Raw genomic sequence first — 26,334 nt, forward strand, 5'->3', positions numbered from 1 at the left:
TACCAAGTAATCAATACAGGCTTGCTCCGATTTAAACATTTCTTCAAATTCCATTTGATCTGCCGGATATTTCATTTCGTAAAGATAAAACTTTACGGGAGATGATCAGATACCCCATTTAAAATAATTACAGTTAATCAAGTTTTAAAACTGCCAGAAATGCTTTCTGAGGAACTTCTACATTACCTACCTGACGCATGCGTTTTTTACCCTTTTTCTGTTTTTCAAGCAACTTACGTTTACGGGTAATGTCACCACCATAACATTTGGCTGTTACATCTTTACGCACGGCTTTAACAGTTTCGCGGGCTATGATTTTTGCACCAATGGCAGCTTGTATGGCTACATCAAATTGCTGGCGTGGAATAAGTTCTTTTAGCTTAACACACATTTTACGTCCCAAATCATAGGCGTTGTCAACGTGTATCAGTGTCGAGAGGGCATCAACGCTTTCTCCGTTCAACAAAATATCGAGTTTTACCAGTTTGGCTTCACGGTATTCGCTAGTCTGGTAGTCGAAAGAGGCATATCCTCTTGATGCACTTTTCAACTTATCATAAAAGTCAAAAACTATTTCGGCCAGTGGCATTTGGAAAGTAATTTCCACACGATTTCCGGTGAGAAATATCTGGTTTTTTAATTCTCCACGTTTGTCAATGCAAAGCGACATTATGGGGCCAATATAATCAGCATCGGTAATTATTTGAGCAGTAATGAAGGGTTCTTCGATATTTTCTATAGCTGTAGCTTCAGGCAGGCCTGATGGGTTGTGTACTTCGTAAACCTCTCCATTTTTTGTATATACATTGTAAGACACATTCGGAACTGTGGTGATTACATCCATATCGAATTCGCGGTCGAGGCGTTCCTGTATAATTTCCATGTGCAACAGCCCAAGAAACCCGCAACGGAATCCAAACCCTAGTGCAGCAGACGATTCAGGCTCAAAAGTAAGCGAGGCATCGTTTAACTGCAATTTTTCAATCGAGGCTCTTAAATCCTCGTAGTCGTCGGCATCTACCGGATAAATGCCTGCAAAAACCATAGGTTTGACATCCTCAAATCCTGAAATGGCTTTATCGCATGGGTTGGCTACATGTGTAATGGTATCACCAACTTTTACTTCTTTAGAGGTTTTTATACCACTGATAATGTATCCTACATCTCCTGCACTTAATTCTTTGGTGGGTTTCATACCCATGCCCAGGATACCAATTTCATCAGCATGATATTCGTGCCCGGTATTTACAAATTTTACCTTTTCTCCTTTGCGCAATGTACCATTGATAATTTTAAAATAGGCTATAATACCACGGTATGAATTGAAAACTGAATCGAAAATAAGACACTGAAGTGGTGCTTTTTCATCACCCACAGGATGAGGCACTTTTTCAATAATAGCTTCCAGAATTTGATCAATATTTTGGCCTGTTTTGCCTGAAGCTTCAATAATATCTTCGCGGTCGCAACCTACCATGTCCACAATCTGATCTTTTACCTCATCTATCATTGCATTGGGCAGGTCTATTTTATTGACTACTGGTATAATTTCCAAATCGTGTTCTATTGCCATGTAGAGATTCGAAATAGTTTGTGCCTGTATGCCTTGTGTGGCATCTACAATAAGCAGAGCTCCTTCACATGCAGCAATAGAGCGGGACACTTCATAACTAAAATCTACGTGTCCGGGAGTATCAATAAGGTTGAGTTTGTAATCTATACCATTTTTTTCATAACGCATTTGTATAGCATGACTTTTAATGGTAATGCCCCGTTCCCGCTCCAAATCCATATCATCAAGCATTTGATCCTGGTAGTCGCGTTCATCAACTGTTCTGGTTAACTGCAGCATGCGGTCTGCCAGGGTGCTTTTCCCATGGTCGATGTGCGCTATAATGCTAAAATTGCGAATCTTTTCCATATTATCGGCTGTTAAATCGGCCTGTTTGAAAATTTTGTAAATCGTACAAAGATATTCCTATTTGTCGACATACAAAAAACTAACACACTTCTGGATAATTTGTGCTGTTTACTGTAAAATAATGAGTAGGTTAAAACGTTTTTTTAAAGATGTTTTCCCAAATTGTAAAGAAGCGAATATTATATTTGTAGATAGATAGGATAAAAATCCGTAAATTCGCTGTTTTTAAACGTATCAAAGATGGAACGTAAATCGATATTAGTTACCTGGGATTTTACAGAGGTCTCGGAATACGCCTTACAACATGCTATTCGTATTGCCAAAATTGTTGATAATGACATCACATTGATTCATATTGTAAAAAACGAAAAAGAATCGGCTGATGCTACCAAAAAACTGGACGAAGTAGCTTTTACTACAGACATTAAATATGGTATTAGACCTTCAGCGATTGTTAAAGAAGGTAATATTTTTCACACCATCAGCGATGTGGCCGCTGAAATAGAAGCCAACATGGTTATTATGGGAACCCATGGGATGCATGGAATGCAAAGGCTTACGGGAAGCTGGGCACTTAAAGTTATTGCAGGTTCTTTTGTTCCATTTGTTGTAGTCCAATCACCGCCCAGTGAGAGCCCTTTTAATAAAATTGTGGTGCCTATAAATTTTAAAAATGAAAATAAGGAACAGATACCCTGGGTTATTTATTTAGCACGTTATTACCGAAGCAAAATTCTTTTCTTCAAAGACAGTATCACCGATAACCATTTGAGTATGCGAACAAACCGGAACCTATTGTTCGCTAAAAAAATGCTCGGTCAGTATAATATTAACTATGAAATACTTGAAAACCGGTCTAAAGAAAAGTTTGCAGATGCTACAATTTCATTTGCCAAAAAGCAGCAGGCTGACCTTATTGTAGTAATGACAACCAAGAATATTGGATTTAAAGATTATATGATGAGTGCTAATGAGCAATATATTATTGCCAATAGCGCCAAAATTCCTGTTATGTGTATTAATCCCAGAGAGGATTTACGTAAATATGGTGGGTTCAGCGGAATCTGATATTTGAAAATTTTTTGAAATGCTCAATCCGGGCACTATTTCCTACGATCATGTTTCAGTTGATGGACAAGTGCACAAAGCTGCTGCGCCGCCCATTATTTCTGCCAGCAGGGCTACAGATATCCCTGCGTTTTATGGCGATTGGTTTTTGAAGCAATTAAAGCATGGCTATGTAAAACGGATAAATCCATTCTCCGGCAAACCTTATTTCATTAGTCTGAAAAACGCTGCTGCTTTTGTTTTTTGGTCTAAAAATCCCGAACCTTTTTTCCCGGTCCTGAAAAATTTCCAAAAAGATTTTTACCTACAGTTTACACTTAATAACTATGACAACACCGGGCTGGAGCCGAATGTGCCGGAACTGAAACAACGCCTCGAAACTTTTAAACAGTTGGCTGGGGCCTATGGCCCTGAACGCGTTTTGTGGCGTTTTGATCCCATTATGATTTTACCGCACATGCCTGCAGATTCGGTCATAAATCGTATAGAAGCTGTAGCCAATATGTTGATGGGGTATACACAGCGCCTAACCATCAGTTTTCTGACGTTAAAGTCATACCGGGCTGCCCGGCAAAGATTAGCCCAAAAATATCCCGAAATTGCAAAATATCCTGAAACAGCTATCCCTACAGGCAGCAATCGCGAGCAAATATTGGAATACCTTCAGAATTTGCAAATCAGGTGGCAGCAAAAAGATCCTGATTTTTCAATTCAGGCATGTGCCATGCCCGACGATTTCTCTAATTATAGTATAAAACCTGCCCGATGCATAGACGATAGCCTGTTGGTTCGCCTTTTTCCCAAAAATGAACCATTAATGACTTTTCTGGGGAAGACTGATTTGTACGGAAGCAGAACAAAATTACCCGACGATAAAGGTCAGCGTAAGCATTGCCATTGTGTCCCTTCAAAAGATATAGGAGCCTATAATACCTGCAAACATGCTTGTTTGTATTGTTATGCAAATAAGTTTTAATCAGATTGACGGCTAAGAAAAAAAGCTGCCAGTTCCAAATCGGCCGGTTTAGTGATTTTAATATTTTCTTCTGCGCCTTCGGTAAGAAAAATCTGATAACCCAATTGCTCTACTACTGAAGCATCATCAGTAAATTCGGGCATAAAATTCTGTTCGTATGCTTTCATAATCCATGACTGTCTGAATACCTGGGGTGTTTGCACCCGGTAAAGGTCCTGGCGGTTCATAGGCTCGTTTTGCTGGAAGTTACCTTTTCTCAAGGAGTCTGAAACCGGAATAACCGGAACACATGATCCGTGGCGGGCAGCCGTATCAAAGCATTTTTTTATAAGTTTTGTTGGTACCAGTGGACGCACCCCATCCTGTACACCTATAATCTCGCAGTCAGCAACTTCTACCAATCCGTTCTTTACAGAATAAAACCGTTCACTACCGCCTGTAGCCAGCTTATGCGGAATGGTAAAATCGTGTTTTTCACATAGGTTTTTCCATGTTTCATGATGGTTTTCAGGGAGTACCACTACAATCTCAATATTTTCAATGGCTTTCGAAAACCGATTCACTGTATGCATTAAAACGGGCCAGTGATTTAAAGTGAGAAATTGCTTTGGTATGTCAGTGCCAAAACGGTTTCCACTGCCGGCGGCAACAATGACTATACCCGTTTTTGAGGAGATGGTTTTTAGCATATGGCAATATTATACTTAAATTTACAAAACTAACTATTTTTGTAGTTGTTTACCTGTTTTTAATGTTCAAACCAATTTTCTTATGGAATCAATCATCCCATTTCTCAAAGAGCTCACCCGGAACAATAACCGGGAGTGGTTTAAAGGGCAAAAAAACCGTTATGAGCAAAGCCGAAAAGAATTTGAACTGTTTTTGGAAAGTATAATAGCCGGAATAGGCACATTCGATAGCCAGGTAGCAGGATTAGTTGCAAAAGATGCCATGTTCAGAATATACCGGGATGTGCGTTTTTCAAAAGATAAAAGACCATACAAAACACATTATGGAGCTTATATTGCTGAAAATGGACGTAAAGGTTCAAAAGCAGGCTATTATTTACATATTGAACCTGGCAACTGCTTTCTTGGTGGTGGCTTATTCCGGCCTGAGACAGAACAATTGAAAAAGGTACGTCAGCAAATTGATTATGATGCTGCCAGTTTGCGGCAAATTTTAAATGAAGCGGAATTTAGAAATGTATTTGGCGGGTTACAAGGCAGGCAACTTAAAACAGCTCCGCGCGACTATCCAAAAGATCACCCTGATATCGACCTGTTACGATACAAAGATTTTTTGGCTACCCATTTTTTTGACGACAAGATTATCGCTGATGGCGATGCTCAATATGCTGTAGACCATTTTAAAGTTATGAAACCTTTTGTTGACTATCTGAATGATGCCCTACTTTTCGAAGATGAGGAGCCGAAGGTAAATTTTTAAGTTTAACGGGAGTTTTACAGTAATAAATTGACCTAAAACGCGGCCATCAGCAGGTCAATATCGCGACTATCGATTCCAAATCTTCTGCCGATGCGTTCTTTTGTAAGGATACCATTGTAAAGATATATTCCGTTTCTGATGCCTTTGTGTTCTCTAATGAGCTGACTAAGTGGACCACATTCCCCAATATCAATGAGCAAAGGGCCAAAAATGTTACTCAGAGCGTAGGAGGCTGTTCGCGAAACCCTTGATGGAATATTAGGAACACAATAATGTATCACATTGTATTTTTTGTATGTGGGTTGCTTATGCGTAGAAACCTGTGAGGTTTCGAAACACCCACCATGATCTACCCCGATATCAATAATTACAGAGTTGGGTTTCATGCTCATGACGGCCTCTTCGCTTACCAAAAAGGGCACATCTTCTTCCATGGGTAAAGCACCAATAACCACATCTGCAGTTTTGAGCGCTTTTTTTACAACACGTGGCTGTATGATGCTCGTAAATACTTGCTGCCCCAAATCACGCTGCAATTGTCGCAAACGTGCAATTGACTGGTCGTAAACCTTTACTGTGGCGCCAAGGCCAAGGGCAGTACGTACTGCAAATTCTCCGGCTGTGGTTGCCCCGAGCACAACGATGTCCGTAGGGCTTACTCCTGAAATACCTCCCAGCATTTCACCTTTGCCATTGTTCACATTACTTAAATATTCGGCTGCAATTAATATGGAAGTACTCCCTGATATTTCACTCATGCTTTCAGTAATAGGGAAAACCTGATTGCTTTGGTCCTTTATAAACTCATAAGCCAGTGCCGTTACCTTTTTTTGCTGTAGTAAATTGAAATATTCCTTATCCTGTGTGCTAATTTGTAAAGAAGAAATAATTAACTGTTTCCCTTTTAGTAAATTAATTTCTTTTTTGCTCAATGGTGCTACCTTGATTATTAAGTCGGCCTGAAAAACATCTTTGGCAGACTTGACAATTTCGCCACCTAATTCACTATACTCATGGTCTTTAAAGTTGGCTTGCAATCCCGCATCTTTTTCAATGATCACTCTATGGTCATGTTTTACCAAAAGTTCAACTGCGTGGGGGGCAAGCGCTACGCGGTTTTCGTTGGGCGAAGATTCTTTTGGGACACCTATAACTAAATTCTTACGCCTTTTTTTCTGTTCCAGTTTTTCCTCCTGGGGCATCAGGGCGTTTTTTTCAAAGGATACTTTATTGGAGAAATTTTTTGAATCTTCCATATTTTGAAGTTATTTGACAGTTAAAAGTAGTATTTTCGTATAAACTTTGAAAGACATAACTATGGAAACATATTGCAGGTAAATTTTTTCGATAGACAAATTAACTTTAGTATAAAACAATAAATAAAATGATTCGAAAAGCTATTTTGTTCATTATACTCATTTTTCACTTTTTGGTTTCCAATTCTCAGGTAATTATTCCCAAGGAAAGAGGAAGTCATGAAGAACCTGTATATGCGAAACATTATTTCGCCTTAAGGCTTGTTCCCACTGCACAAAGCAATGCTGTTACCTATATTCTTTATTCTTTTTTTTATGATTCTACAAAAAATTATCAAATTATAACCAAACATGAATTCATGAGCCAGTTTTCCGGAAACAATAAATCAAAAGCCAATCCTAAAGGCAAGAATTTATTTAACGAATACAAAATAGATCCCATGGTTTTTGAGTATCTGTGGAAAGTCCGGTATCCTGAATATCCATTTGGTAAAGAGAAAATTCCCGGGTGGGCAGGAGGAAATTTTATACCCAACGAATCACAAATGAAGATGTTAAAGCCTTTTGGTGTTAGTCACCCGGCAGATATGATTTATGGCGATAGTTTAATTTCATTTCTCAGGGCAGTTTCTGATGCCGGCTGGGTGAATCGGTATAAAGCACGATAATTGAAATGATTTTATTTATAAAAAAAATTATATGATTTTTGCTTTGATTAAGCACCACTATTGCCCATTTTCTTAATTTATAAGTTTGTAATCAGAAAATTATCAACAATTATTTGTTCATAAAATTGCATCTTTTGATAAAGGATTGTATTTTTGCGGCTCTAAAATTGTTGTAAAGAAATAATTGTGTAATCAAAACAGGAGGATAGAGTGGATACATTAAGTTACAAAACAGTATCGGCCAACCGCGAAACCGTTAATAAAGAGTGGGTTGTAGTTGATGCTGAGAACCAATCGTTGGGAAGGCTTGCCTCTGCAGTAGCCAAAATGCTACGCGGAAAGCATAAGCCAGAGTACACTCCACACGTAGACTGCGGGGACAATATTGTTGTTTTAAATGCTGAAAAAGTAGCACTTACAGGCAACAAATGGACACAGAAACGCTATATTCGTTATAGTGGTTATCCCGGTGGGCAAAGTGAATTAAATGCAAAGCAAATGATGGCCAAAAACCCGAAATCTTTGGTAGAGAATGCTGTAAAAGGTATGCTCCCCAAGAGTCGTCTTGGTCGCAAATTGATGAAAAATTTGTATGTGTACGCAGGTACTGAGCATAAACATGAAGCTCAAAAACCTAAAGAAATTAATCTAAATTCAATTAAACTTTAAGTATGGAAGTTGTAAAAACAGTTGGACGGAGAAAATCTGCAATTGCACGTGCATATTTGAGCGAAGGAAATGGTAAAATCACTGTTAATAAGCGTGATTACAAAGATTTCTTCACTACACAAAATATGCAGTATTTGGTCGAGCAGCCACTGCGCGAACTCGACAAAATGGGTACTTATGATATTAAAGTAACCATGAGTGGTGGTGGTGTATTTGGTCAGGCAGAAGCACTGCGTTTGGCCATTGCCCGTGCACTGGTAGAGATTAATCCAGAAGACAAAAAACAATTGAAAGATCAAGGTTTCATGTTGCGTGATCCACGTGAAGTTGAACGTAAGAAACCCGGTCAGAAAAAGGCACGCAAAAAATTCCAGTTCTCAAAACGTTAATCTATATCGATTTGATAACTCAAGTTTAGCATCTAAATTAATAAGACCTCTGTGGATGAGTTACTTATTAATTGCCTTAAAAAAGAACGTGAACTTGTAATTAAAAAGAAATTATGCCAAAAACACAATTTAACGATTTACTCGAAGCAGGTGCACATTTTGGACACCTCAAAAGAAAATGGAATCCCAATATGGCTCCTTACATCTTTATGGAGCGCAACGGAATTCACATCATAGACCTACATAAAACTGTAGTAAAACTTGATGAAGCGACTAATGCATTGAGACAAATTGCTAAGTCAGGTCGCAAAATTTTATTTGTTGCTACTAAAAAACAAGCCAAAGAGATTGTAACAGAAAAAGTACAAGCTACAGGAATGCCATTCATTACAGAGCGTTGGTCAGGTGGAATGTTAACCAACTTCCCAACCATTCGCCGTGCTGTAAAAAGAATGAATTCTTTGGCAAAAATGGAGAAAGACGGAACTTTCGATCATATCTCTAAAAGAGAGCGCCTACAAGTTAGCCGCCAGAGAGCTAAGATGGAAAAAACCCTTGGATCGATTTCGGATCTTAACCGTCTGCCTGCAGCCATGTTTGTTGTGGATATTCAAAAAGAAAATATTGCTGTGGCCGAAGCCCGCAGATTGAACATCCCGGTATTTGCAATTGTAGATACCAACTCTAATCCAAACCTCGTTGATTACGCTATCCCGGCAAACGACGATGCAGCTAAATCCATTTCTGTAATTCTTGAGGAAGTAACTGGCGCCATTAAAGAAGGACTGAATGAGCGCAAGGCTGAAAGAGAAAAAGAAGGCCCTGCTAAAGAGAAAAAGCAAGCCAAAAAACAGGATCCCACAGCCAAAAAAACCAGAGCTCGGAAAGAACCTGCCAAAGCTGAAGCCGGAACTAAAGCAGAACCAGAAGCGCAAGCAAAATCAGAAGAACCTAAAGCCGACGTAAAAGAAAATACAGAAGCTAAAAAGGAAACTAAAAGTACCGAGCAAGAGAAAAAATCAGAATAATTAATCTTTAAAATATTTGAACATGGCTATTAAAGCTGCAGATGTTGCAAAACTTCGTAAAATGACCGGTGCAGGAATGATGGATTGCAAAAAAGCCCTTGAAGAAACAAACGGTGATTTCGATGGTGCAGTAAAAATTATACGTGAGCGTGGTCAGGAAGTGGCCAAAAAACGTTCAGACCGGGAAGCCTCAGAAGGTGTTGTGCTAGCAAAAATTTCTGATGATAAGAAAAAAGGCGCTATTGTTGTTCTAAATTGCGAAACCGATTTCGTAGCCAAAAACGACGATTTTGTTAAATTTGCTTCAGAAATTCTTGACAAAGCAATTGAAGAAGCACCCGCTGATCTCGAGGCACTTAAAGCCTTGAATATTGGTGATACCACTATTGGTGAGAAAGTTACTGAGCAAATTGGTATCATAGGCGAAAAAATCGAATTATCATATTACGCATTTGCACAAGCTGAAGAGCTTACCGCATACATTCACCCAGGAAATAAATTAGCCTCATTGGTTGGTTTCGATAAGCAAGTGGGAGAAGAACTTGGTAAAGACGTAGCGATGCAGGTTGCTGCAATGGCTCCGGTTGCAATAGATAAAGATGGAGTTAAGCAAGATGTGATCGACCAGGAAATGGAGATCTACAAAGAAAAAGCTCGCCAGGAAGGCAAACCAGAAGAAATGCTTGATAAAATTGCTCAGGGTCGCCTGAATAAATTCTTCAAAGAAAGCACACTCCTTAACCAGGAATTTGTTAAAGAGGGTAAAAAATCTGTTGGAGATTATATTAAAGAAAATACCGGTGATGCTAAGGTAGTTGCTATGGAGCGCTACACACTTAACGCATAATTAGTATATTCCTACATAAATTAAAGGTTGTGTTCTGAAAAAAGTACTTTTTTTCAACACAACCTTTTTTGTATCTTCACGTTGAGAAAACTGTAAATTCCTATACAACAGAAATTCTTACTTTAATATAGACACAAAGAAATATATGAAACGAATTTTATTAAAAATGAGCGGTGAATCGCTCATGGGTAAGCAAAAATCAGGCATCGATCCTGATATGCTCAACACTTTTGCCAAAGAGATAGCAGAGATAAATCAAAAACAAATTCAGGTAGCCATTGTCATCGGAGGTGGTAATATTTTTCGAGGTTTAAAAGGTGCCGCACAAGGTTTTGATCGGGTAAAAGGCGATCAGATGGGAATGATGGCGACTGTAATTAATAGTTTGGCACTGCAATCGGCATTGCAAAGCATGGATGTAAAAACCCGCGTATACACAGCCATACGCATGGAGCCTGTTGGAAATTTGTATAATCGCGACGAGGCTATAGCAGCCATGGAAAATAATGAAGTTGTTATCGTGAGCGGTGGAACCGGAAATCCCTTCTTTACAACCGATACAGCAGCTGCATTGCGTGCAGTTGAATTGAACACCGATGCACTCTTAAAAGCTACAAGAGTAGATGGCGTTTATACAGCCGACCCCGAGAAAGATCCTACGGCCACACGTTTTGATGAAATTACATTTGACGAGTGTTTGAAAAATGAATACAAAATCCTTGATTTAACGGCCTTTACCATGTGTAAAGAAAACGATATGCCGATAATTGTGTTTAATTTTCATGACAAAGGCAGCCTCAATGCGCTGATTTCCGGAAAAAAAGTTGGTACAATCGTCAGGAATTGAATATATTTAGAGTTTAAAAACGAATTTATCAGGAGCAAAAGCTGAAATGTTTTACTAAAAATATAGAACCATGAATGAAGAAGTGCAAATGTTTATAGATGATACCAAAGAACGCATGGAGAATGCTCTGAAGCATCTCGATCAGGTATTAGGAAAATTACGTGCCGGCAAAGCTTCACCCCAACTACTTGACGATGTTAAAGTTGACTATTACGGCGCTTTAACTCCACTTAGCCAGGTATCAAACATTAATACTCCCGATGGTCAAACTATTCGCGTTCAGCCCTGGGAGAAAAATATGATTCAGACCATTGAAAAAGCAATAATGAATGCTAATTTGGGATTCAACCCATCCAACAATGGTGAGGCCGTTATTATAAATGTGCCTCCGTTAACCGAAGAGCGCCGCAAGGACCTTGTTAAACAGGTGAAAAAAGAAAGTGAAGATGCAAAGGTTAGTATCCGCAATGCCCGTCGTGATGCGAACGACGAATTTAAAAAGCTGAAAAACGAGGGACTTTCAGAGGACGAAGAGAAGAGAGCAGAAGAGAAAGTGCAGGATTTAACCAATAAGTACATCGAAAAAGTTGAGGAATTAATTGAGGTCAAAGAAAAAGAAATAATGACGGTTTAATTCTGATATAAATTAAAGTCAACGGAAAGTCATTTTATGGTTTTCCGTTTTTTTTGTATACATGCATTCCTTCGGGGCAATTTTGACAAATGCTGTGCATGCTTTTTTCCGTATAAATTTGTTGCAAAAATGTTTTTCTTGCCGTGCTCCTTACAATGGCATTAAAATCTTTTAGCTTAGCCCCCAGGTTATGCTCGGCCTGTTTGTCGTAGCAGCATGGCAGGAAATTTTCATCGGCACTGACCACCATACCTGATAAGGAACGGAAACAATGGCCTTTAGGTTTTTTCATCATTTCTTTGCCAATATACCGGGTAAATCTTTTATTACGTGGCACCCAGTGTTCATGATCATTATAAATCTGCATTGTTTTGAACTTAACACTGTCGGCACCTAAAACCGTTGCCTTTTTTCTGATGGCTGCTAATTCATTTTCGTTGTATCGGTTTACAAGGGTTTGAACAATAATTTCAGGCCAAACAGATTGTCTCTCAATTCGTGCCTTTTTGAGCAGCGCAATTCCGTTCCAGACTTTTTCTGCATCTCCACCGGCCCGGTATTGTCCATAAGTTTCCTGACTGAGGCCGTCTGCTGATATAATGATACGGTTTATCCCGGAATTGACAAGTTTTTTAGCCATGTCCTTATTGATTATGGTACCATTGGTTGATAGAATTGTATAAAGTTTTTTTGAACGTGCGAAAGCGGCGATATGAAAAAATTCAGGATGAAGTAATGATTCGCCCTGAAAATACAGGTTAACCACAATACCATAGTGTGCAAAGCGTGAAATCACCTCCTTGGCAAATACCGGGGACATCATCTTTTTGGTTCGGTTTATATCTCCTAATCCAACCGGACATTGTGGGCACTTCAGGTTACAAACTGAAGAAATTTCAAGGCTCAACGCATAAGGAGGCAGCAGGGTAACTTTACTACTCCAGCTTGCTCTATAATGAGCTAAATACAGCTTTATCAGGTTAAATAACCTGCGGAGGGTAATTACACTGATGAGTGAAGAAAGCCGGTGAATATTTAACCACATTAGTGCGTTTCAAGAATCTCGAACAGCTCATTCAGGTTCGGTGTAAGTATGATTTCTGTTCTGCGGTTTTTTCTTCTTGCTTCAGGGGTATTACGGTCATCAACTGGCATGTGTTCTCCGCGACCTGCTGCAATCAACCGTTCTGGTTCAATATTGCCGTTTTCAAGCAAAATCTTCAGTATGCTGGTGGCGCGTTTTACACTTAGATCCCAGTTGTCTTTAATTTGCCCGCTGCCGTTAAACGGAACATTATCTGTGTGACCCTCAATCATAATATTTACATCTTTATTAGAGGCCAACACCCCAGCAAGCTTTTTAAGTGCTTGTTTGCCTTTAGGATCAACAGCCCATTGGCCTGATCTGAAGAGAAGTTTTTCTTCTAACGAGACATATACTTTTCCATTTTTTTGTGTAACGGTCAACCCTTGATTTTTAAAACCAAGTAAAGCATCGAGTACTTTGTTTTTCAAGGCCATTACAGCACTATCTTTAGCTTGCAGTATGCGTTCAAGTTCATTAATTCGTTTACTTTTGGCCTGCAATGTTTGCTCTTTCTCCTTTAATGATGCATCCAAAGCTGCCAGTATTGAGTTGCGTTCATCGAGCTGGGCTTGCAGCATATTAAGTTTTTCGCGTTCTTTGCTTAAACTATCCCGTAGTTCGTATAATCGGTCTTGTCTTTGCTGCAGATCTTCCCTTGCAACCTGGAGTTCAGCCATAAGTTTTCGGGTTTCCTCCTGATTACTTTTCATTAGCACATCCTGCTTTTGGGCCAGATCCTCATACATGTTTTGATATACTTTGTATTGATGTTTGTAATGCCGTGAGGTATCTATTTCATTGGCAAGCTGTTGTCTCGTACTCGAAATCTGATTTCGAAGCAATTCAAGTTCTGCTTCCATTTCAGTATTTTTAACAGTCAGTTCTTCATTTACATCCTTCAGGGAATCCCGGTCATCAACAGCTCTGCTGTGTTTATACTGCAACTCCTTTAGTTGCTTGGCCGGCACACATGACTGGGTGATGCCAAAGGCAATAAGAACAACAATGGAAACTTTTACTGATATGATTATTTTTTTCATGGATAACGGTTTTAAAATGCATATAGCGACCGAAGGTTTTGTGAATAATTATTGAACATCACAAAATTCAGGTAAAAATATGAAAAATTTAGTTTAATCCATAAGTCGTTTAAGGAATCCTTTATTTGTCTTGATTAGGTAGGAAAATCCTTTAAATTTGTATTTTTAGCACAGATTTAATTATACCGGAGTGTCATGCGGGTGAAAAAGCAAGAGAATTTAAATTTATACTCAGGCTACCAACAAGAGGTGCAACAGGATTTTACTGTTGCTGCCAAAGGGGAGTTGCCTGCTTACAATGCACTTAAGGGTGGCTACGAACCAGCAGAGCCCATTGATGAAACTTTTGCTGATCAGTTTAGATTTGAGGAACCCGCTGTAGTGAAAATGCAACTAAATGAACACATTTTTTTACCCGAATATACTTATCATAAAATTGAACAAAAACCGCTCAGTATTTTTAATCCAAATGCCGGTTTTGTAAAAACGGAGTCAAAAAAAAGTAAAGAATGGATAGCCGTTAAACAAAGCAAAAGTACAGAAAAGGGACCACACTCATTTAATGCCCTGCACGGCGGACTTACCTACCACGAAAAGGAGAAGGATTTTTTTAAAACACTCAGACCTGTTCCTATTGTAAAGCTTTCAAAAGAACAAGAAAGCTATACGCAGGAGATAAATGATATTATGCGTTTTAGCCCTGTTTCCGAAGGTCAGTTTAAAACAACTGATGCGATGATGGGTATTATTATTGGTTTTATGCTTTTTTTTCTATACCTGCGGACTGTTTTTGGCCGGCATGTGAGAACTTTTACCAGGTCAGTTTTTAACCGGGTAAGAGCGATGAATGTCTTTGAAGAAGGAAACATGGTTATTGGCCGGGTTTCTTTTTTGCTGAATTTATTTTACTTTTTTGTATTGGGCTTGCTTTTCACCCATTGGCTCGACTACAAAGGATTTGTGATTTGGGATTATGGTCAATTAAAAACATTTACTCTACTATCTGCCATTATTACTATTTTATATTTAGCCAAATGGATTTTTGCGTGGATAATAGCCCATTTTTTAAAGATTCAGGAAGAAACAAAGGCTTATTTTTTCCATATATTTGTATTTAATAAGACCTTCGCCCTTGTTATATTTCCATTTTTAATGGTTTTACCTTATATAGATGCTCAATGGGGCGCTCTAATTTTACAGGGCAGTTTTACTTTACTTGGCTTTTCCTATTTTTTACGAATAATCAGATTATTAAACTATTCCATTTCAAGAAATATTTCACTTTTCTATTTGTTTTTGTATCTTTGTGCCCTTGAAATTATTCCGATTCTGGTAATTGTCAAATTGTCCAGTGAGTGGTTGAAATTACCGGTTTTTTGAGTGTTCACAAAAACTGTTGGAAAATTGAAAATTAAGAAAATCCTAGTATCGCAGCCCAAGCCTGAGAATGACAAATCACCTTATTTTGACTTAGCGGAAAAACATAAGTTGACCATCGACTTCAGGCGATTTATTGAGGTAAAAGGAATTCCTGCCCAGGAATTCAGACAAACAAAAGTCACCATCCTTGATCACACTGCAGTAATTTTTACCAGTAGAACTGCGATTGATCATTTTTTCCGTATAGCAGAGGAAATGCGTATTACTGTACCCGATGATATGAAGTATTTCTGTATCTCAGAGGCTACAGCCTATTACCTGCAGAAATATATTGTTTACAGAAAACGCAAAATTTCTTATGGCAATGGCAAGTTTGATGATTTGTTAAAACTAATTGTAAAGAACAATAAAGAAAAGTTTTTGATTCCATTGTCAGATATTCACAAGGCAGAGATACCCAATAAACTTAAAAAGAATAAAATTAAGTTTACAAAGGCTATTTTGTATCGCACGGTAGCAGCCGACTTGAGCGATCTTTCTGATGTGAATTACGATATTCTCGTGTTTTTTAGCCCTTCTGGTATTGCATCATTATTTGAGAACTTCCCGGAATTTAAACAAAACGATACAAAAATTGCTGCATTTGGGCCTTCTACCTCAAAGGCCGTTACCGAAGCCGGGCTTGACCTTAATATTAAGGCTCCCCAGGCCAAGGCACCTTCAATGACCATGGCCCTTGATAGTTTTATAAAAGATTTTAATAAAAACGGTAGTAAATAGTTTTACCCAATACGAATAAGAGCCATATCTGATTAAGGTATGGCTTTTTTTATAATTTTGAACAAAGAATTATTCAATGCCATCAACCAGACCTAATCAGAAATTTACCCCAGGTGAGCGCCTAAAACTCAGAAAGCGTATTGAATTGTTATTCCAAAATGGAAGTGCGCTAAACGAATTCCCTGTTCAAATTGTTTATATCAAAAGCCACGAGGTGGAAGAAGCCAACATACAAGTAGCATTTTCTGTTTCGAAAAGATTATTTAAAAACGCGGTAGACCGTATTCGCATTAAACGATTGATGCGCGAAGCTTATCGCACGCAAAGCAATAGCCTGAAAGAGGTTTTAATAAATAAAAACAGCACTTTATATCTGATGTTTATCTATAAATCTGATAAAGAAGTGCCTTATCAGGAAGTAGCCGAAAAAATATTTTTACTTTTACAACGTTTGGAAAAAATTATAGCGCAAAAGTAAGGAGTTGGTCCTCAATTTGAATACTTTGTCATTATAAGAAACCTAAAATAGAAATTATGAAGAAGAAATTATACTGGATAATTCCCCTTTTTTTGCTTTTAAGCTTTGGGATTGTCACTTCAAGTTATAAGGATAACAGCTTTGAGATTGTCAAAAATATCGACATCTATACCTCATTGTTCAAAGAACTTAATGCTTATTACGTAGATGAAATTGATCCGGGAGAAGTGGTGAAAACGAGTATAGACGAAATGCTGAAATCGTTGGATCCTTATACCAATTACATTCCTGAATCAGACATAGAGGATTACAGGTTTATGACAACCGGTAATTATGGTGGAGTAGGAGCTCTTATTCGCAGGCACGATGACCGTGTTATGGTAGCAGATCCCTACGAAGGGTTTCCCGCACAGGAAGCCGGGCTGAGAGCAGGTGATGTGTTAATGAAAATCGACGATTTTGATACCAAAGGTAAAAGCTTGCAGGATGTAAGCGAAAAACTTAAAGGCCAGCCAGGTACTAAAATTAATGTGGTATTAAAACGCCCGGGGCGTGAAGATTTAATAGAAAAAGAAATTACCCGGAAAAAAATTCATGTGCCTGCTGTACCCTGGTATGGGATGCGAGATGATAGTATTGGTTACATAAGACTTTCTAATTTCACACATAAGGTCTCCGATGATGTTAAAGATGCTTTGCTGGACCTGAAAAGTCAGGGTGCTGAGGGTTACATACTCGATTTGAGAGGCAATCCGGGCGGACTACTTATGGAGGCTGTAGAAATTGTGAACCTGTTTGTGCCTAAAGGAGAACTTATCGTATCTACTAAAGGGAAAGTGAAAAAATGGAATAAAGAGTACTATGCACAAAAGGACCCAGTAATTCCCAATGTGCCTGTAGTGGCCATGGTGAATAGTGGCTCTGCATCGGCGAGTGAGATTGTTTCAGGCGCTTTGCAGGATCTGGATCGGGGAGTAATTGTCGGTAACCGAACTTTTGGCAAAGGTTTGGTGCAAACAACAAGACCGCTGAGTTACAATGCACGACTGAAGGTTACAACAGCTAAATATTATATTCCCAGTGGTCGCTGTATTCAGGCGTTGGATTATTCTAACCGAAAAGAAGATGGCAGTGTAGGTAAAGTACCCGATTCCTTAATTACCAGTTATAGTACTAAAAACGGAAGAACAGTATATGATGGCGGAGGTGTTAAACCCGATATTGATATCGAACAACCTAATTTGAGTAAAATTACCGTGAGCCTGCTCAGAAAACAATTTATTTTTGATTTTGCTACAAAATTTGCCAACAATAATGACTCTATCGGCAAACCGGCAACCTATGAAGTCTCTGATGAGACTTTTAAAGCTTTCAGGCAATTTTTGACGGATAAAACTTACGACTATAAACTGAAAAGTGAGCAAGAGCTCGATCAACTTAAACAGACCCTCAAAAAAGAAAAGTATTTAAAAATAGTTCAAAATGAAATAGCTGCTTTAAGTGAGAAACTGGAACACGACAAAGAAAAAGATCTTATCACCTTCCAGGAAGAAATAAGAGAAATGCTTAGCGAGGAAATAAGCAGCCGCTTTTATTACCAAAAAGGCAGGATTCAAACGGCCTTGCAGTACGATATGTTTTTAGATAGTGCAGTAAACATTCTCAATAATATAGAACGGTATGAGGATATTTTAACGGTAAAAGCAGAAACAGAACAAACGGAATAAACACTAATATTGAGGTTTTATTGAATAGCTGTCTGTTGATACAGGCAGCTATTTTTGTTTTGTGAGCGGCATAAATGAAACAGCCAGAATCTTGTGCGAATAGAATAAAAATTGTTGATAAAATTAAAATTTCGCAATAAATTTGATTGTTTTCCACGAAAAAATGTATATGTAACGCATTAATTCAGAGTGTTTATCAATAAAAAATGCATATTAGTCAAAGGCTTGGCGAAGAACCTTGACTTATAAACAATTTGATGTACATTCGCATAAGATAGTATTGCCAACTAAAGAATTTTGCTTATGCCATACAGACGCTTACCCAATACCGACTCAGCCCGCATCCGGGCAATGAGAAATGCTCAGGAAATTGGTGCAAGACACACACCGGCAGAATTAGCGTTTTCCCAAAGCACGCTTATGCAAATCCGCACATTTTTGCCAGTTTTTGAGCAAGCTGTGAACAATCAACGTAACTACCAGAAATCGCAGATTGAACGGAATAAGAAATTTCAGGAAGTAACCCGGAAAACGCGGCTGTACCTCTCACATTTTATTCAGGTCATGAATATGGCCGTGGCCAGAGGAGAAATGAAACCTGAAATGAGAGAAGCATACGGTTTGAAAAAAAATGATAAACGTGTTCCAGACCTGAACACCGAAAAAGAACTTATTTTGTGGGGGAAGCGCATTATTGAAGGAGAACAGTCAAGGTTAGCTTCTGGTGCAAGCCCGATAACCAATCCTACTATTGCGCGAGTAAAAGTACATTTTCAGGATTTTATGCGTGTGTGGCAAGACCAACAGCATTATCACGATATTTTCCAGAAAGCACACCAGAAAGTTGCAGACCTGCGTAAAGAAGCTGATCAACTCATCGTTGATTTGTGGAATCAGGTAGAGGCGCATTTTGAGGATGTTAAACCTGAAGAAGCGCGTGAAAAAGCCTCCCAATATGGTATAAAATACGTGTACCGGAAAAATGAAAAATTACGTCCTTTTTTGAATGTCAACTATGGTGATATCTCCTGAAGTGTTTGTGTAGGCCATACATCAGAGCTATGAGTAAAACAACACTAACTATGGCCAAAGGCCACATGTAGTATGTTGTACCAATATTATCAACAGATTTTTCTATTTGCTCCGGCGAAAGCCAAAACCACGCCAGCACACTAAGCCCGTTGTTGAAAAAATGCAATGCAATGGGTACCCACAAATTGCGACTCCACAGGTAAACCAATCCCAGCATTACACCCAAAGCTACACGGGGCAAGAATGTAAAAAACTGATAATGTAAAGCTGAGAAAACCAGTGCTGCAATTAGAACAGAAATAACTGGCCGTTGGGTTATGCGCTCAATTTCATTCTGTAACACTCCCCTAAATAACACTTCCTCTGAGATGGCGGGTAGCACAGCTATTACAAGCAAATTCATGAATAAAATGCCAACTGATTCAGTATTTAGCAGGGCTTCCATAAATTCCATGGCCCGCTCTTCTGTGCTCCTAAAGTTTTGTTCCAATGCGCTGAGCCATTCCGGCAAATTCATGGCTTCATTAATTGCAGCCAGCGCATTGATCATTGGTAACGCAATAATTACCATAAGTAAAGTGCCAAAGAATGCTTCATTTGTTATGTGGGGTTTGATTTTTAACCCTCGCTGTAATGGTTTGTCATATAGCCATATCCAGGCAATGGCCGGAAAAAGAAACATACCAATGGTTTGCATGGCCTGGAAAAACCTAACTGCCGGCATCATATCGGTATTGCCAATTTGTGTCAACAGTTCCGGCTGACTAAAGAAATTATAGTCCCAGGCAATAATTGAAATCCCGGCAGCAAGTCCTACAAAAATCAAGTTGCCTACAACCATCATGATTAATAGCATCAGCAGGCGGACAAGAAATTTTACTGCGGTGGGTCTTTTATCGTAATTCATAGAATTTAGCATTGTTTTTGTATTTTTGTAAGCTACAAAAATAGAATTTTTATTGTGATTAAGATTGGTAATACAGAATTACGAGATTATCCGGTAGTATTTGCACCCATGGAAGATGTGAGCGACCCGCCGTTTCGCTACATGTGTAAGCAATTTGGTGCTGATTTAATGTATACCGAGTTTATTGCAGCAGAAGGTTTAGTACGCGATGCAGTAAAAAGTTTAAAGAAGCTCGATATTTTTGATTATGAGCGTCCCATTGCCATTCAGATTTTTGGTCACAATATCGATTCTATGGTGCGTGCGGCACAGATGGTTGAAGAAGCCAGGCCCGACATCATTGATTTGAACTTTGGGTGTCCGGTGAAAAAAGTAGCAGCTAAAGGCGCAGGTGCAGGAATGTTGCGTGACCCTGAAAAGATGATAGAAATGACCTCGTCCATTGTAAAAGCTGTTGACACACCGGTTACAGTAAAAACGCGCCTTGGTTGGGACGATGATACAAAAATTATTACAGACCTGGCCGAACCCCTTCAGGATACCGGCATTGCTGCCCTTACGATTCATGGACGCACACGTGCGCAATTTTACCGCGGAGAGGCCGACTGGACCTTAATCAGGGAGGTGAAGCAAAACCCCAGAATACATATGCCCATCATTGGCAATGGCGACATTAAAGACCCCGTAGGAGCTAAACGCATGTTTGATGAATATGGCGTGGATGCTATCATGATCGGGCGTGCAGTGATTGGACGGCCATGGATTTTTAAGGAGATACGTCATTTTCTCGACACGGGAGAGCTTATGCCCCCGTTAACCATCGATGACCGGGTAGATATGGCCCAAATGCATTTGCAAAAATCTATAGAATGGAAAGGCGATGTATATGGAGTACTGGAAATGCGGCAGCATTTGAGTAATTATTTCAAGGGGCTCCCCAATTTTAAACCGCGTCGTTTAAAACTACTAACTACGCCTGAGCCCGAAGCGGTGAGGGAACAGATTGAAGAAATACGCAAAGTTTATAAAGATTTCTCGCTCGACAACAATCACCTTATTGACAACCACTGTGGGAAATTGGAAAAAATGTAGAGTATACGTTCTGCAAAAAAACAATTAAATTATTGGTTGACTATTCTGAGCATGCATATTGAATGTTCATCTAGATAAATGCTGCGTTATTGTTTATATGCTGCGAAATATCTTTAATAAATCTTGTTGCATCCTGATTTTTCATCAACTTTTTATTAATGAGTATGGTTACCGGCACAATATCCCGCATTTTAATTTCATAATCTATCAGGCGGGCTTTTTGAAACATGGAACTGATGCCCAATGATATGTTTTCATGGGCATTTCTCATCTTGGTATTGCTGTATTTGCCTGAGGTGCTGATATAGCTAAAAGCACCGTTTCCCATTCTTTGGTAAGCCAACTGAGGGTTTCTGATACACCTTTTCCATAATAGTTTTCTAATCATCATGGGCAGGTACAGCAAATATTTTCTTGCTTTTTGTTGCTTGTTGTGCTTAAGGAAATTGCGTTCCTGTGTAATTTGCCCTTTTGCAAAGCCTATTTCTTTCGAGATATCCTCAATAGTTTTTGATGAGGCATCGTCAATATTTACGGGTACGGAAAATAAATGGTTATCAAATTCCTTTTCCACCCACATTGCATAATTTAACTTATCCAGGCTCTTTTTGGGGTTATGATCTTCCAGGGCTGCTGAAATAAGTTTCACTATCCATGCGGTAACAGCTATGTTTTCGCCATTTTTTCTTTTTTGCTGCAGGCGATGTTTTACATCGGTCAGGTCCATTTCGAAAAGTGCAGCTATGGTGTTTGTATCAGAATTAACCAAATAGCTGTCGGCCATGGCAATGGTGTTTCCAGGGATAAATGCAAGGGAATTTGAATTATTCATACGTGAAAAAGTTCCTTTTTAGTATGCAGATTGTCAATAAAAATATGTTGTTCGTCATACTTTACGTGACTTTAAAGTAAAAGTTACCTTTGAACGAAGAAAAATGGAATATTTTATTCACAATGTTATGTGGGGGTTGACTTTTAATGGATTATCATTGATTAAATAGCAATCACCTCAAAAACAAATTTTTAGCTAAGGTTTAAAATGTTCTTTTTCTTAACTAATAAATATTGAGCAATAATCGCTCAATTTGGGTTAAAGTTATATCATTTTGTTAATTGGAATCATAAAAATGATTTTGAATCAATATAAACTAATTGAGCATTAGAATAACTTAGAACTTTTATTAACTTTTTTAGTTAATATAAATATATTTGCAGTAAAAATTTCATATAAATCAAACAAGCTTGAAAAGCAATTAGCAAAGGCAAAAGAGATGCAAAAAGAGTTCGGTACGATGGCTAAAAAGGTCAATCAGCGAATGAGAGAGATAAAAGCATCAGAGAACTTAAATGACTTAATGAAAATTCCTGCAGCTAATTGTCATGAGCTTAAAGGAAACAGAAAAGGACAATATGCAGTGGATATATCAGGAAATTATAGATTAATATTTGAACCAAATCATGATCCGATACCTTTAAAAGATGACAATAGTATTGATACCGTAAAAGTGACAGCTATTGGGATGTTAGAAAAAGAGGACTATCATTAGCCAGAAACAACAACCACAGAACAAACAAACATGAGAGAAGACATAATCATAGAACGGGAATTACTATCGCCACCGGGCGATACGATAAAGGAAACGCTTGAGACTATTAATATGTCGCAAGCGGAGTTGGCGGAGAGAATGGCATATCCGAAGGAGAAGTTAAATGACCTGATTAAAGGGAGGGAACCTTTAACCCGGAAAAATGCGTTAAAATTGGAGCGTGTTCTGGGTATACCTGTAAGTTTTTGGATGAACCGTGAAAACGAATACAGAGAAGAGCTCATGCGCATTGAAGAAATGGAAAAAGCTGAAAGGAATAAAGAATGGTTGAAACAATTTCCATTACTAGAAATGAAAAAAATGGAAATAATATCTGATACCAGAGATTATAAGGTTTTATATACAGAATTATTACAGTTTTTTTCGGTTGGCTCAACAGGAGCCTGGGAAGAGATATATTTAGATGAAGAAGTATCGGCAGCATTTAAAATTTCATTAGCACATGCACAAAGCCCCCATTCCCTTTCAGTTTGGCTAAGAATTGGAGAAATAAAAAGTGAAAAAATGAACCTTCCGGAATATGACGCTACATTGTTTAAGAAAGCGCTGGAAGAAGTTAAGTTGATCGTTAAACATCATCCAAATAATTTTACCGGCCAGCTGCAACAAAAATGTGCTAAAGCTGGGGTGGCTGTTTTGTTTACAAGGGGGTTACCTAAAGCCCCGATTAGCGGAGCCACATGGTGGAAAAGAAAGAATCCAATTATTCAATTATCCGGCCGCTATAAAACAAACGATCAATTTTGGTTTGCCTTTTATCATGAAGCAGCACATATACTAAGGCATGGCAAGCGAGCAGTATTTTTAGAAAATGTGGAGGGAACACCAAATGATTCTGAAAAAGAGAAAGAAGCAGATCAGTTTGCACAAAAAATGCTTCTCCCATCCTCCGCATTACGATCTATCAACAAAATCAAGCCAATAACAGAAACCGTAATTTTCGATTTCGCTAAAAAGTATGATACGCATCCGGGAATAATTGTGGGGCAATTGCAGCATGAACGAATCATTAGTTTTAAGCAATTAAATCACCTTAAGACTAAAATTGATTGTGTTTAAAAGTACAATAAATATTAAGCCTAGATGGGTTTATAGGAATCTATAAGTTTCTTTTCCTCATCATTAAACTCTTTTATAATTTTCAGATAATCATCAAAAAAACAAAAAAAGGCCACCAAAATAAATTGACGACCTTTGTGGGCCCACCCGGGCTTCCCGATTTCATCGGGATAAACTTCTCGCCCCAGGGTTGCAAATAAAAAAAGGAGACACTTTCCAGTATCTCCTTCCAATTGTGGGCCCACCCGGGCTCGAATCCCGTAAACCTTAAAACCTTTGGTTTTATATTAGGTTTACGAGGATGCACGAAAAAAGACAAAATCAAAGATTTTTGTTTTTTCGGCACCAGGGACCACTAGAAACAAAAAAAGGCCGCCAAAATAAATTGACGACCTTTGTGGGCCCACCCGGGCTCGAACCAGGGACCACCTGATTATGAGTCAGGTGCTCTAACCAACTGAGCTATGGGCCCGATATTATGTAAAGAACCTTTTTTGCCCATTCCGTTTCAAACTTGGGTGCTCTAATCCCGAAACAGTCAAAATTTCCAATTTTGTTTTGTTTCGAGGACCCTCGATTTTACATAAAAAAGCACAGCTTTTTGTAAAATCGGGGCCAACTGAGCTATGGGCCCGTTATTATCATGGGTGGACTCACGATTCTAAGCTAAAAAGCTTTTTGTAAAATCGGAGCCAACTGAGCCATGGGCTTAGATTTGTTGAGGAATTACTCCCGCAAATCGGATTGCAATATTACGTAAATTTTATGACACATGCAATATTTTTTCGCCACTGATTCAATGTTTTTATTAGCTTTGCCGCACAATTAATTTATGCTCATGGATATAAGATCTTATAAAAATATCATTTTTGATTTGGGAGGTGTGATAATAGACATCGATCCGGGCAAAGCCGTTGATGCTTTTGCGAAACATGTTTATAAAACCCAATCGCCTGATGGCCGGCAGCTATACAATAAAATCGTTAATGGTACCCTATTGATGGATTATGAAAAGGGTTTAATTGATGATGAGCAGTTTCGCAGTGCTTTAAACGACCGGTTAGATACTGCACTTACCAATGAAGAATTCGATCGTGCTTTCAATGCTTTGTTGCTCGATTATACACGGGAGCGCTTAAACTTGCTGAAATCCTTAAAAGAAAATCATAAGATATATTTGCTAAGCAATACCTGCCATATTCATTTTGTCCACTATAATCAATTACTGCGGGATAAATACGGGTATGAAGATCTTTCGGAGCTGTTCGACCGCATGTTTCTTTCTTTTGAAATGGGCATGCGAAAACCCGATACAAGAATTTTCAATAAGCTTATACAGGAAACCGCTATCGTCCCTAAGGAATCAGTTTTTATTGATGATAGTTTACAGAATGTGGAGGCGGCACAATCAGTTGGCCTGGGTGGCATACATAAACCACAGGAGGTAGATCTTACAACAATTTTCAAATAGGGGATTAGTGACGGCTATCTAATTTTGATTACTTCTGTTTGGGCATCGTAATTCAAAAAGTATTCTCCTTTAGATAGGTCTTTCACATCTATGGTTTTGCCATACCCTTTTCTTTTGAGTACTCCGTACATATCATAAATTTCAAAAAGAGTTTCGCCGGAAAAAGTAATTTTATCGTCGGGCCTTCTGGGTTCGTAAGTTACAGGGTCTTTTCGAGAGCGGAATGGTGTAGGTCTCGAAATATTATCCTTGCCGGTAAAATCGCGCTGACGTACCCGGTACTTGTTTAACCCGGAGTGGGTAATAACTTTGAAACTATAATTATTTTGTCCGGATTTTCCTTTTCCTTCTACTGTACCAAGGCGTACCCATTTATTCCAGCGGAATTGTTCAACATAAAAAGGCAGGGCACCCTGTTCGTTTATGGTTGTCCATTCCAGTACTTTTGTGTCACGACTTACACGCATTGACCGAATATCAAATGTGCTGCGTGGTTTTAAAACTTCCGGATTCAATACTTTAGGGGTGCAGTTTTCTTTGTGTTCAATATTGACAACTAGTTTATCTCCAATATTAAAGTCAAATACTTCTAAATCAATTTCAAATGCACTACTATTAATTTCGTCGGTGGTAACCTGATCATTTACCGTTACCTTAGAGACACAAAAACCAACTCCGCCTGCGGCAAAGGGATTCATGACATAAAGGTTTTTGCCCTGGTAGACACCTTCAAGTACAATATTTCCGCTATAGCCTAATGGGGCTATGAGCATAAAAATAATTACAAAACGAAATATTTTTTTGCACATATATGCAGTAACATTGCTTTAGAAAACAAAACTAATGCTTTTTTCAATAAATTAAAATATTAGTAGCGTTGAAAGCATATTTTTCTTTTTCAATCATCTTTTTTTGGTTTCAG

27 protein-coding genes and 1 tRNA gene are annotated in these 26,334 nt (G+C 38.5%); 19 read left to right on the top strand and 9 right to left on the bottom strand.

What is annotated here, in order from left to right; genetic code table 11:
• Positions 1–133: 133 nt before the first annotated feature.
• Positions 134–1,921, bottom strand: a complete 1,788-nt coding sequence (lepA, locus tag ACTB0Y_RS09745; protein ID WP_463206632.1) for a translation elongation factor 4 — start codon at positions 1,919–1,921, stop codon at positions 134–136.
• Positions 1,922–2,161: 240 nt separating this feature from the next.
• On the opposite strand from lepA, the gene ACTB0Y_RS09750 reads away from it, so the two are divergent.
• A complete protein-coding gene (locus ACTB0Y_RS09750; protein WP_463206633.1) occupies positions 2,162–2,989 on the top strand; it encodes a universal stress protein in 828 nt (275 codons plus the stop codon).
• Positions 2,990–3,008: 19 nt separating this feature from the next.
• Positions 3,009–3,965, top strand: a complete 957-nt coding sequence (locus ACTB0Y_RS09755; RefSeq protein WP_463206634.1) for a DUF1848 domain-containing protein — start codon at positions 3,009–3,011, stop codon at positions 3,963–3,965.
• Here ACTB0Y_RS09755 and ACTB0Y_RS09760 read toward each other — a convergent pair.
• Positions 3,962–4,654: a 2-C-methyl-D-erythritol 4-phosphate cytidylyltransferase gene (locus ACTB0Y_RS09760; RefSeq protein WP_463206635.1), complete on the bottom strand. Its 693-nt coding sequence runs from the start codon at positions 4,652–4,654 to the stop codon at positions 3,962–3,964. The genes ACTB0Y_RS09755 and ACTB0Y_RS09760 overlap by 4 nt on opposite strands.
• A gap of 82 nt (positions 4,655–4,736) precedes the next feature.
• On the opposite strand from ACTB0Y_RS09760, the gene ACTB0Y_RS09765 reads away from it, so the two are divergent.
• Entirely contained in the window at positions 4,737–5,414 is a 678-nt protein-coding gene (locus ACTB0Y_RS09765) for a DUF2461 domain-containing protein (RefSeq protein WP_463206636.1), read from the top strand.
• A gap of 32 nt (positions 5,415–5,446) precedes the next feature.
• Here the strand turns inward: ACTB0Y_RS09765 and ACTB0Y_RS09770 are convergent, their stop codons facing one another.
• Positions 5,447–6,670, bottom strand: a complete 1,224-nt coding sequence (locus ACTB0Y_RS09770; RefSeq protein ID WP_463206637.1) for an alanine dehydrogenase — start codon at positions 6,668–6,670, stop codon at positions 5,447–5,449.
• A 128-nt stretch (positions 6,671–6,798) separates the two neighbouring features.
• Between ACTB0Y_RS09770 and ACTB0Y_RS09775 the strand changes: the two genes are divergently transcribed.
• The 7 genes from ACTB0Y_RS09775 (at position 6,799) to frr (ending at position 11,752) form a co-directional block, all read left to right on the top strand.
• Complete coding sequence (locus tag ACTB0Y_RS09775; RefSeq protein WP_463206638.1) at positions 6,799–7,338, top strand: hypothetical protein; 540 nt, start codon at positions 6,799–6,801, stop codon at positions 7,336–7,338.
• A gap of 210 nt (positions 7,339–7,548) precedes the next feature.
• Positions 7,549–8,007, top strand: coding sequence for a 50S ribosomal protein L13 (rplM, locus tag ACTB0Y_RS09780; protein WP_463206639.1), 459 nt, complete (start codon positions 7,549–7,551; stop codon positions 8,005–8,007).
• Between the two features lie 2 nt (positions 8,008–8,009).
• The gene (rpsI, locus tag ACTB0Y_RS09785; protein WP_463206640.1) at positions 8,010–8,396 is read left to right on the top strand and encodes a 30S ribosomal protein S9; all 387 of its coding nucleotides are present in this window, start codon (positions 8,010–8,012) and stop codon (positions 8,394–8,396) included.
• A gap of 113 nt (positions 8,397–8,509) precedes the next feature.
• A complete protein-coding gene (gene rpsB, locus ACTB0Y_RS09790) occupies positions 8,510–9,424 on the top strand; it encodes a 30S ribosomal protein S2 (RefSeq protein WP_463206641.1) in 915 nt (304 codons plus the stop codon).
• Between the two features lie 22 nt (positions 9,425–9,446).
• Positions 9,447–10,271 carry a translation elongation factor Ts gene (gene tsf / locus ACTB0Y_RS09795; protein ID WP_463206642.1) on the top strand — a complete coding sequence of 275 codons (825 nt, stop codon included), beginning with the start codon at positions 9,447–9,449 and terminating at the stop codon, positions 10,269–10,271.
• Between the two features lie 145 nt (positions 10,272–10,416).
• Positions 10,417–11,118 carry a UMP kinase gene (gene pyrH, locus ACTB0Y_RS09800; RefSeq protein WP_463206643.1) on the top strand — a complete coding sequence of 234 codons (702 nt, stop codon included), beginning with the start codon at positions 10,417–10,419 and terminating at the stop codon, positions 11,116–11,118.
• A gap of 70 nt (positions 11,119–11,188) precedes the next feature.
• Positions 11,189–11,752: a ribosome recycling factor gene (frr, locus tag ACTB0Y_RS09805; protein WP_463206644.1), complete on the top strand. Its 564-nt coding sequence runs from the start codon at positions 11,189–11,191 to the stop codon at positions 11,750–11,752.
• A gap of 34 nt (positions 11,753–11,786) precedes the next feature.
• Here the strand turns inward: frr and ACTB0Y_RS09810 are convergent, their stop codons facing one another.
• Positions 11,787–12,797: a radical SAM protein gene (locus ACTB0Y_RS09810; protein ID WP_463206645.1), complete on the bottom strand. Its 1,011-nt coding sequence runs from the start codon at positions 12,795–12,797 to the stop codon at positions 11,787–11,789.
• Positions 12,797–13,879, bottom strand: a complete 1,083-nt coding sequence (locus ACTB0Y_RS09815; RefSeq protein ID WP_463206646.1) for an OmpA family protein — start codon at positions 13,877–13,879, stop codon at positions 12,797–12,799. Before ACTB0Y_RS09815 ends, ACTB0Y_RS09810 begins: the two co-directional genes overlap by 1 nt.
• Positions 13,880–14,080: 201 nt before the next feature.
• Between ACTB0Y_RS09815 and ACTB0Y_RS09820 the strand changes: the two genes are divergently transcribed.
• The 5 genes from ACTB0Y_RS09820 (at position 14,081) to ACTB0Y_RS09840 (ending at position 19,276) form a co-directional block, all read left to right on the top strand.
• The gene (locus ACTB0Y_RS09820; RefSeq protein ID WP_463206647.1) at positions 14,081–15,259 is read left to right on the top strand and encodes a DUF4271 domain-containing protein; all 1,179 of its coding nucleotides are present in this window, start codon (positions 14,081–14,083) and stop codon (positions 15,257–15,259) included.
• Positions 15,260–15,283: 24 nt separating this feature from the next.
• Positions 15,284–16,039 carry a uroporphyrinogen-III synthase gene (locus ACTB0Y_RS09825; RefSeq protein ID WP_463206648.1) on the top strand — a complete coding sequence of 252 codons (756 nt, stop codon included), beginning with the start codon at positions 15,284–15,286 and terminating at the stop codon, positions 16,037–16,039.
• Positions 16,040–16,115: 76 nt separating this feature from the next.
• Positions 16,116–16,517, top strand: coding sequence for a ribonuclease P protein component (gene rnpA, locus ACTB0Y_RS09830; protein WP_463206649.1), 402 nt, complete (start codon positions 16,116–16,118; stop codon positions 16,515–16,517).
• Positions 16,518–16,573: 56 nt separating this feature from the next.
• The gene (locus tag ACTB0Y_RS09835) at positions 16,574–18,244 is read left to right on the top strand and encodes a S41 family peptidase (RefSeq protein WP_463206650.1); all 1,671 of its coding nucleotides are present in this window, start codon (positions 16,574–16,576) and stop codon (positions 18,242–18,244) included.
• Between the two features lie 303 nt (positions 18,245–18,547).
• A complete protein-coding gene (locus tag ACTB0Y_RS09840) occupies positions 18,548–19,276 on the top strand; it encodes a hypothetical protein (RefSeq protein WP_463206651.1) in 729 nt (242 codons plus the stop codon).
• Here ACTB0Y_RS09840 and ACTB0Y_RS09845 read toward each other — a convergent pair.
• Positions 19,254–20,183, bottom strand: coding sequence for a lysostaphin resistance A-like protein (locus tag ACTB0Y_RS09845; RefSeq protein ID WP_463206652.1), 930 nt, complete (start codon positions 20,181–20,183; stop codon positions 19,254–19,256). The two genes, ACTB0Y_RS09840 and ACTB0Y_RS09845, sit on opposite strands and share 23 nt — an antisense overlap.
• 57 nt (positions 20,184–20,240) lie before the next feature.
• Between ACTB0Y_RS09845 and dusB the strand changes: the two genes are divergently transcribed.
• A complete protein-coding gene (dusB, locus tag ACTB0Y_RS09850; protein ID WP_463206665.1) occupies positions 20,241–21,275 on the top strand; it encodes a tRNA dihydrouridine synthase DusB in 1,035 nt (344 codons plus the stop codon).
• A 70-nt stretch (positions 21,276–21,345) separates the two neighbouring features.
• Here the strand turns inward: dusB and ACTB0Y_RS09855 are convergent, their stop codons facing one another.
• A complete protein-coding gene (locus ACTB0Y_RS09855; RefSeq protein WP_463206653.1) occupies positions 21,346–22,107 on the bottom strand; it encodes a hypothetical protein in 762 nt (253 codons plus the stop codon).
• A 388-nt stretch (positions 22,108–22,495) separates the two neighbouring features.
• On the opposite strand from ACTB0Y_RS09855, the gene ACTB0Y_RS09860 reads away from it, so the two are divergent.
• Both ACTB0Y_RS09860 and ACTB0Y_RS09865 read left to right on the top strand, forming a co-directional pair.
• Complete coding sequence (locus ACTB0Y_RS09860) at positions 22,496–22,822, top strand: type II toxin-antitoxin system RelE/ParE family toxin (protein WP_463206666.1); 327 nt, start codon at positions 22,496–22,498, stop codon at positions 22,820–22,822.
• Between the two features lie 30 nt (positions 22,823–22,852).
• Positions 22,853–23,941, top strand: coding sequence for an ImmA/IrrE family metallo-endopeptidase (locus ACTB0Y_RS09865; protein WP_463206654.1), 1,089 nt, complete (start codon positions 22,853–22,855; stop codon positions 23,939–23,941).
• A 398-nt stretch (positions 23,942–24,339) separates the two neighbouring features.
• Here the strand turns inward: ACTB0Y_RS09865 and ACTB0Y_RS09870 are convergent.
• A tRNA-Ile gene (locus ACTB0Y_RS09870) sits at positions 24,340–24,413 on the bottom strand.
• A 366-nt stretch (positions 24,414–24,779) separates the two neighbouring features.
• Here ACTB0Y_RS09870 and ACTB0Y_RS09875 point away from each other — a divergent pair.
• Positions 24,780–25,412: an HAD family hydrolase gene (locus ACTB0Y_RS09875; protein WP_463206655.1), complete on the top strand. Its 633-nt coding sequence runs from the start codon at positions 24,780–24,782 to the stop codon at positions 25,410–25,412.
• Positions 25,413–25,426: 14 nt separating this feature from the next.
• Here ACTB0Y_RS09875 and ACTB0Y_RS09880 read toward each other — a convergent pair whose 3' ends face one another.
• Positions 25,427–26,221 carry a hypothetical protein gene (locus ACTB0Y_RS09880; protein WP_463206656.1) on the bottom strand — a complete coding sequence of 265 codons (795 nt, stop codon included), beginning with the start codon at positions 26,219–26,221 and terminating at the stop codon, positions 25,427–25,429.
• Positions 26,222–26,334: the final 113 nt, after the last annotated feature.

The sequence above is a fragment of the Salinivirga sp. genome (assembly GCF_055145285.1).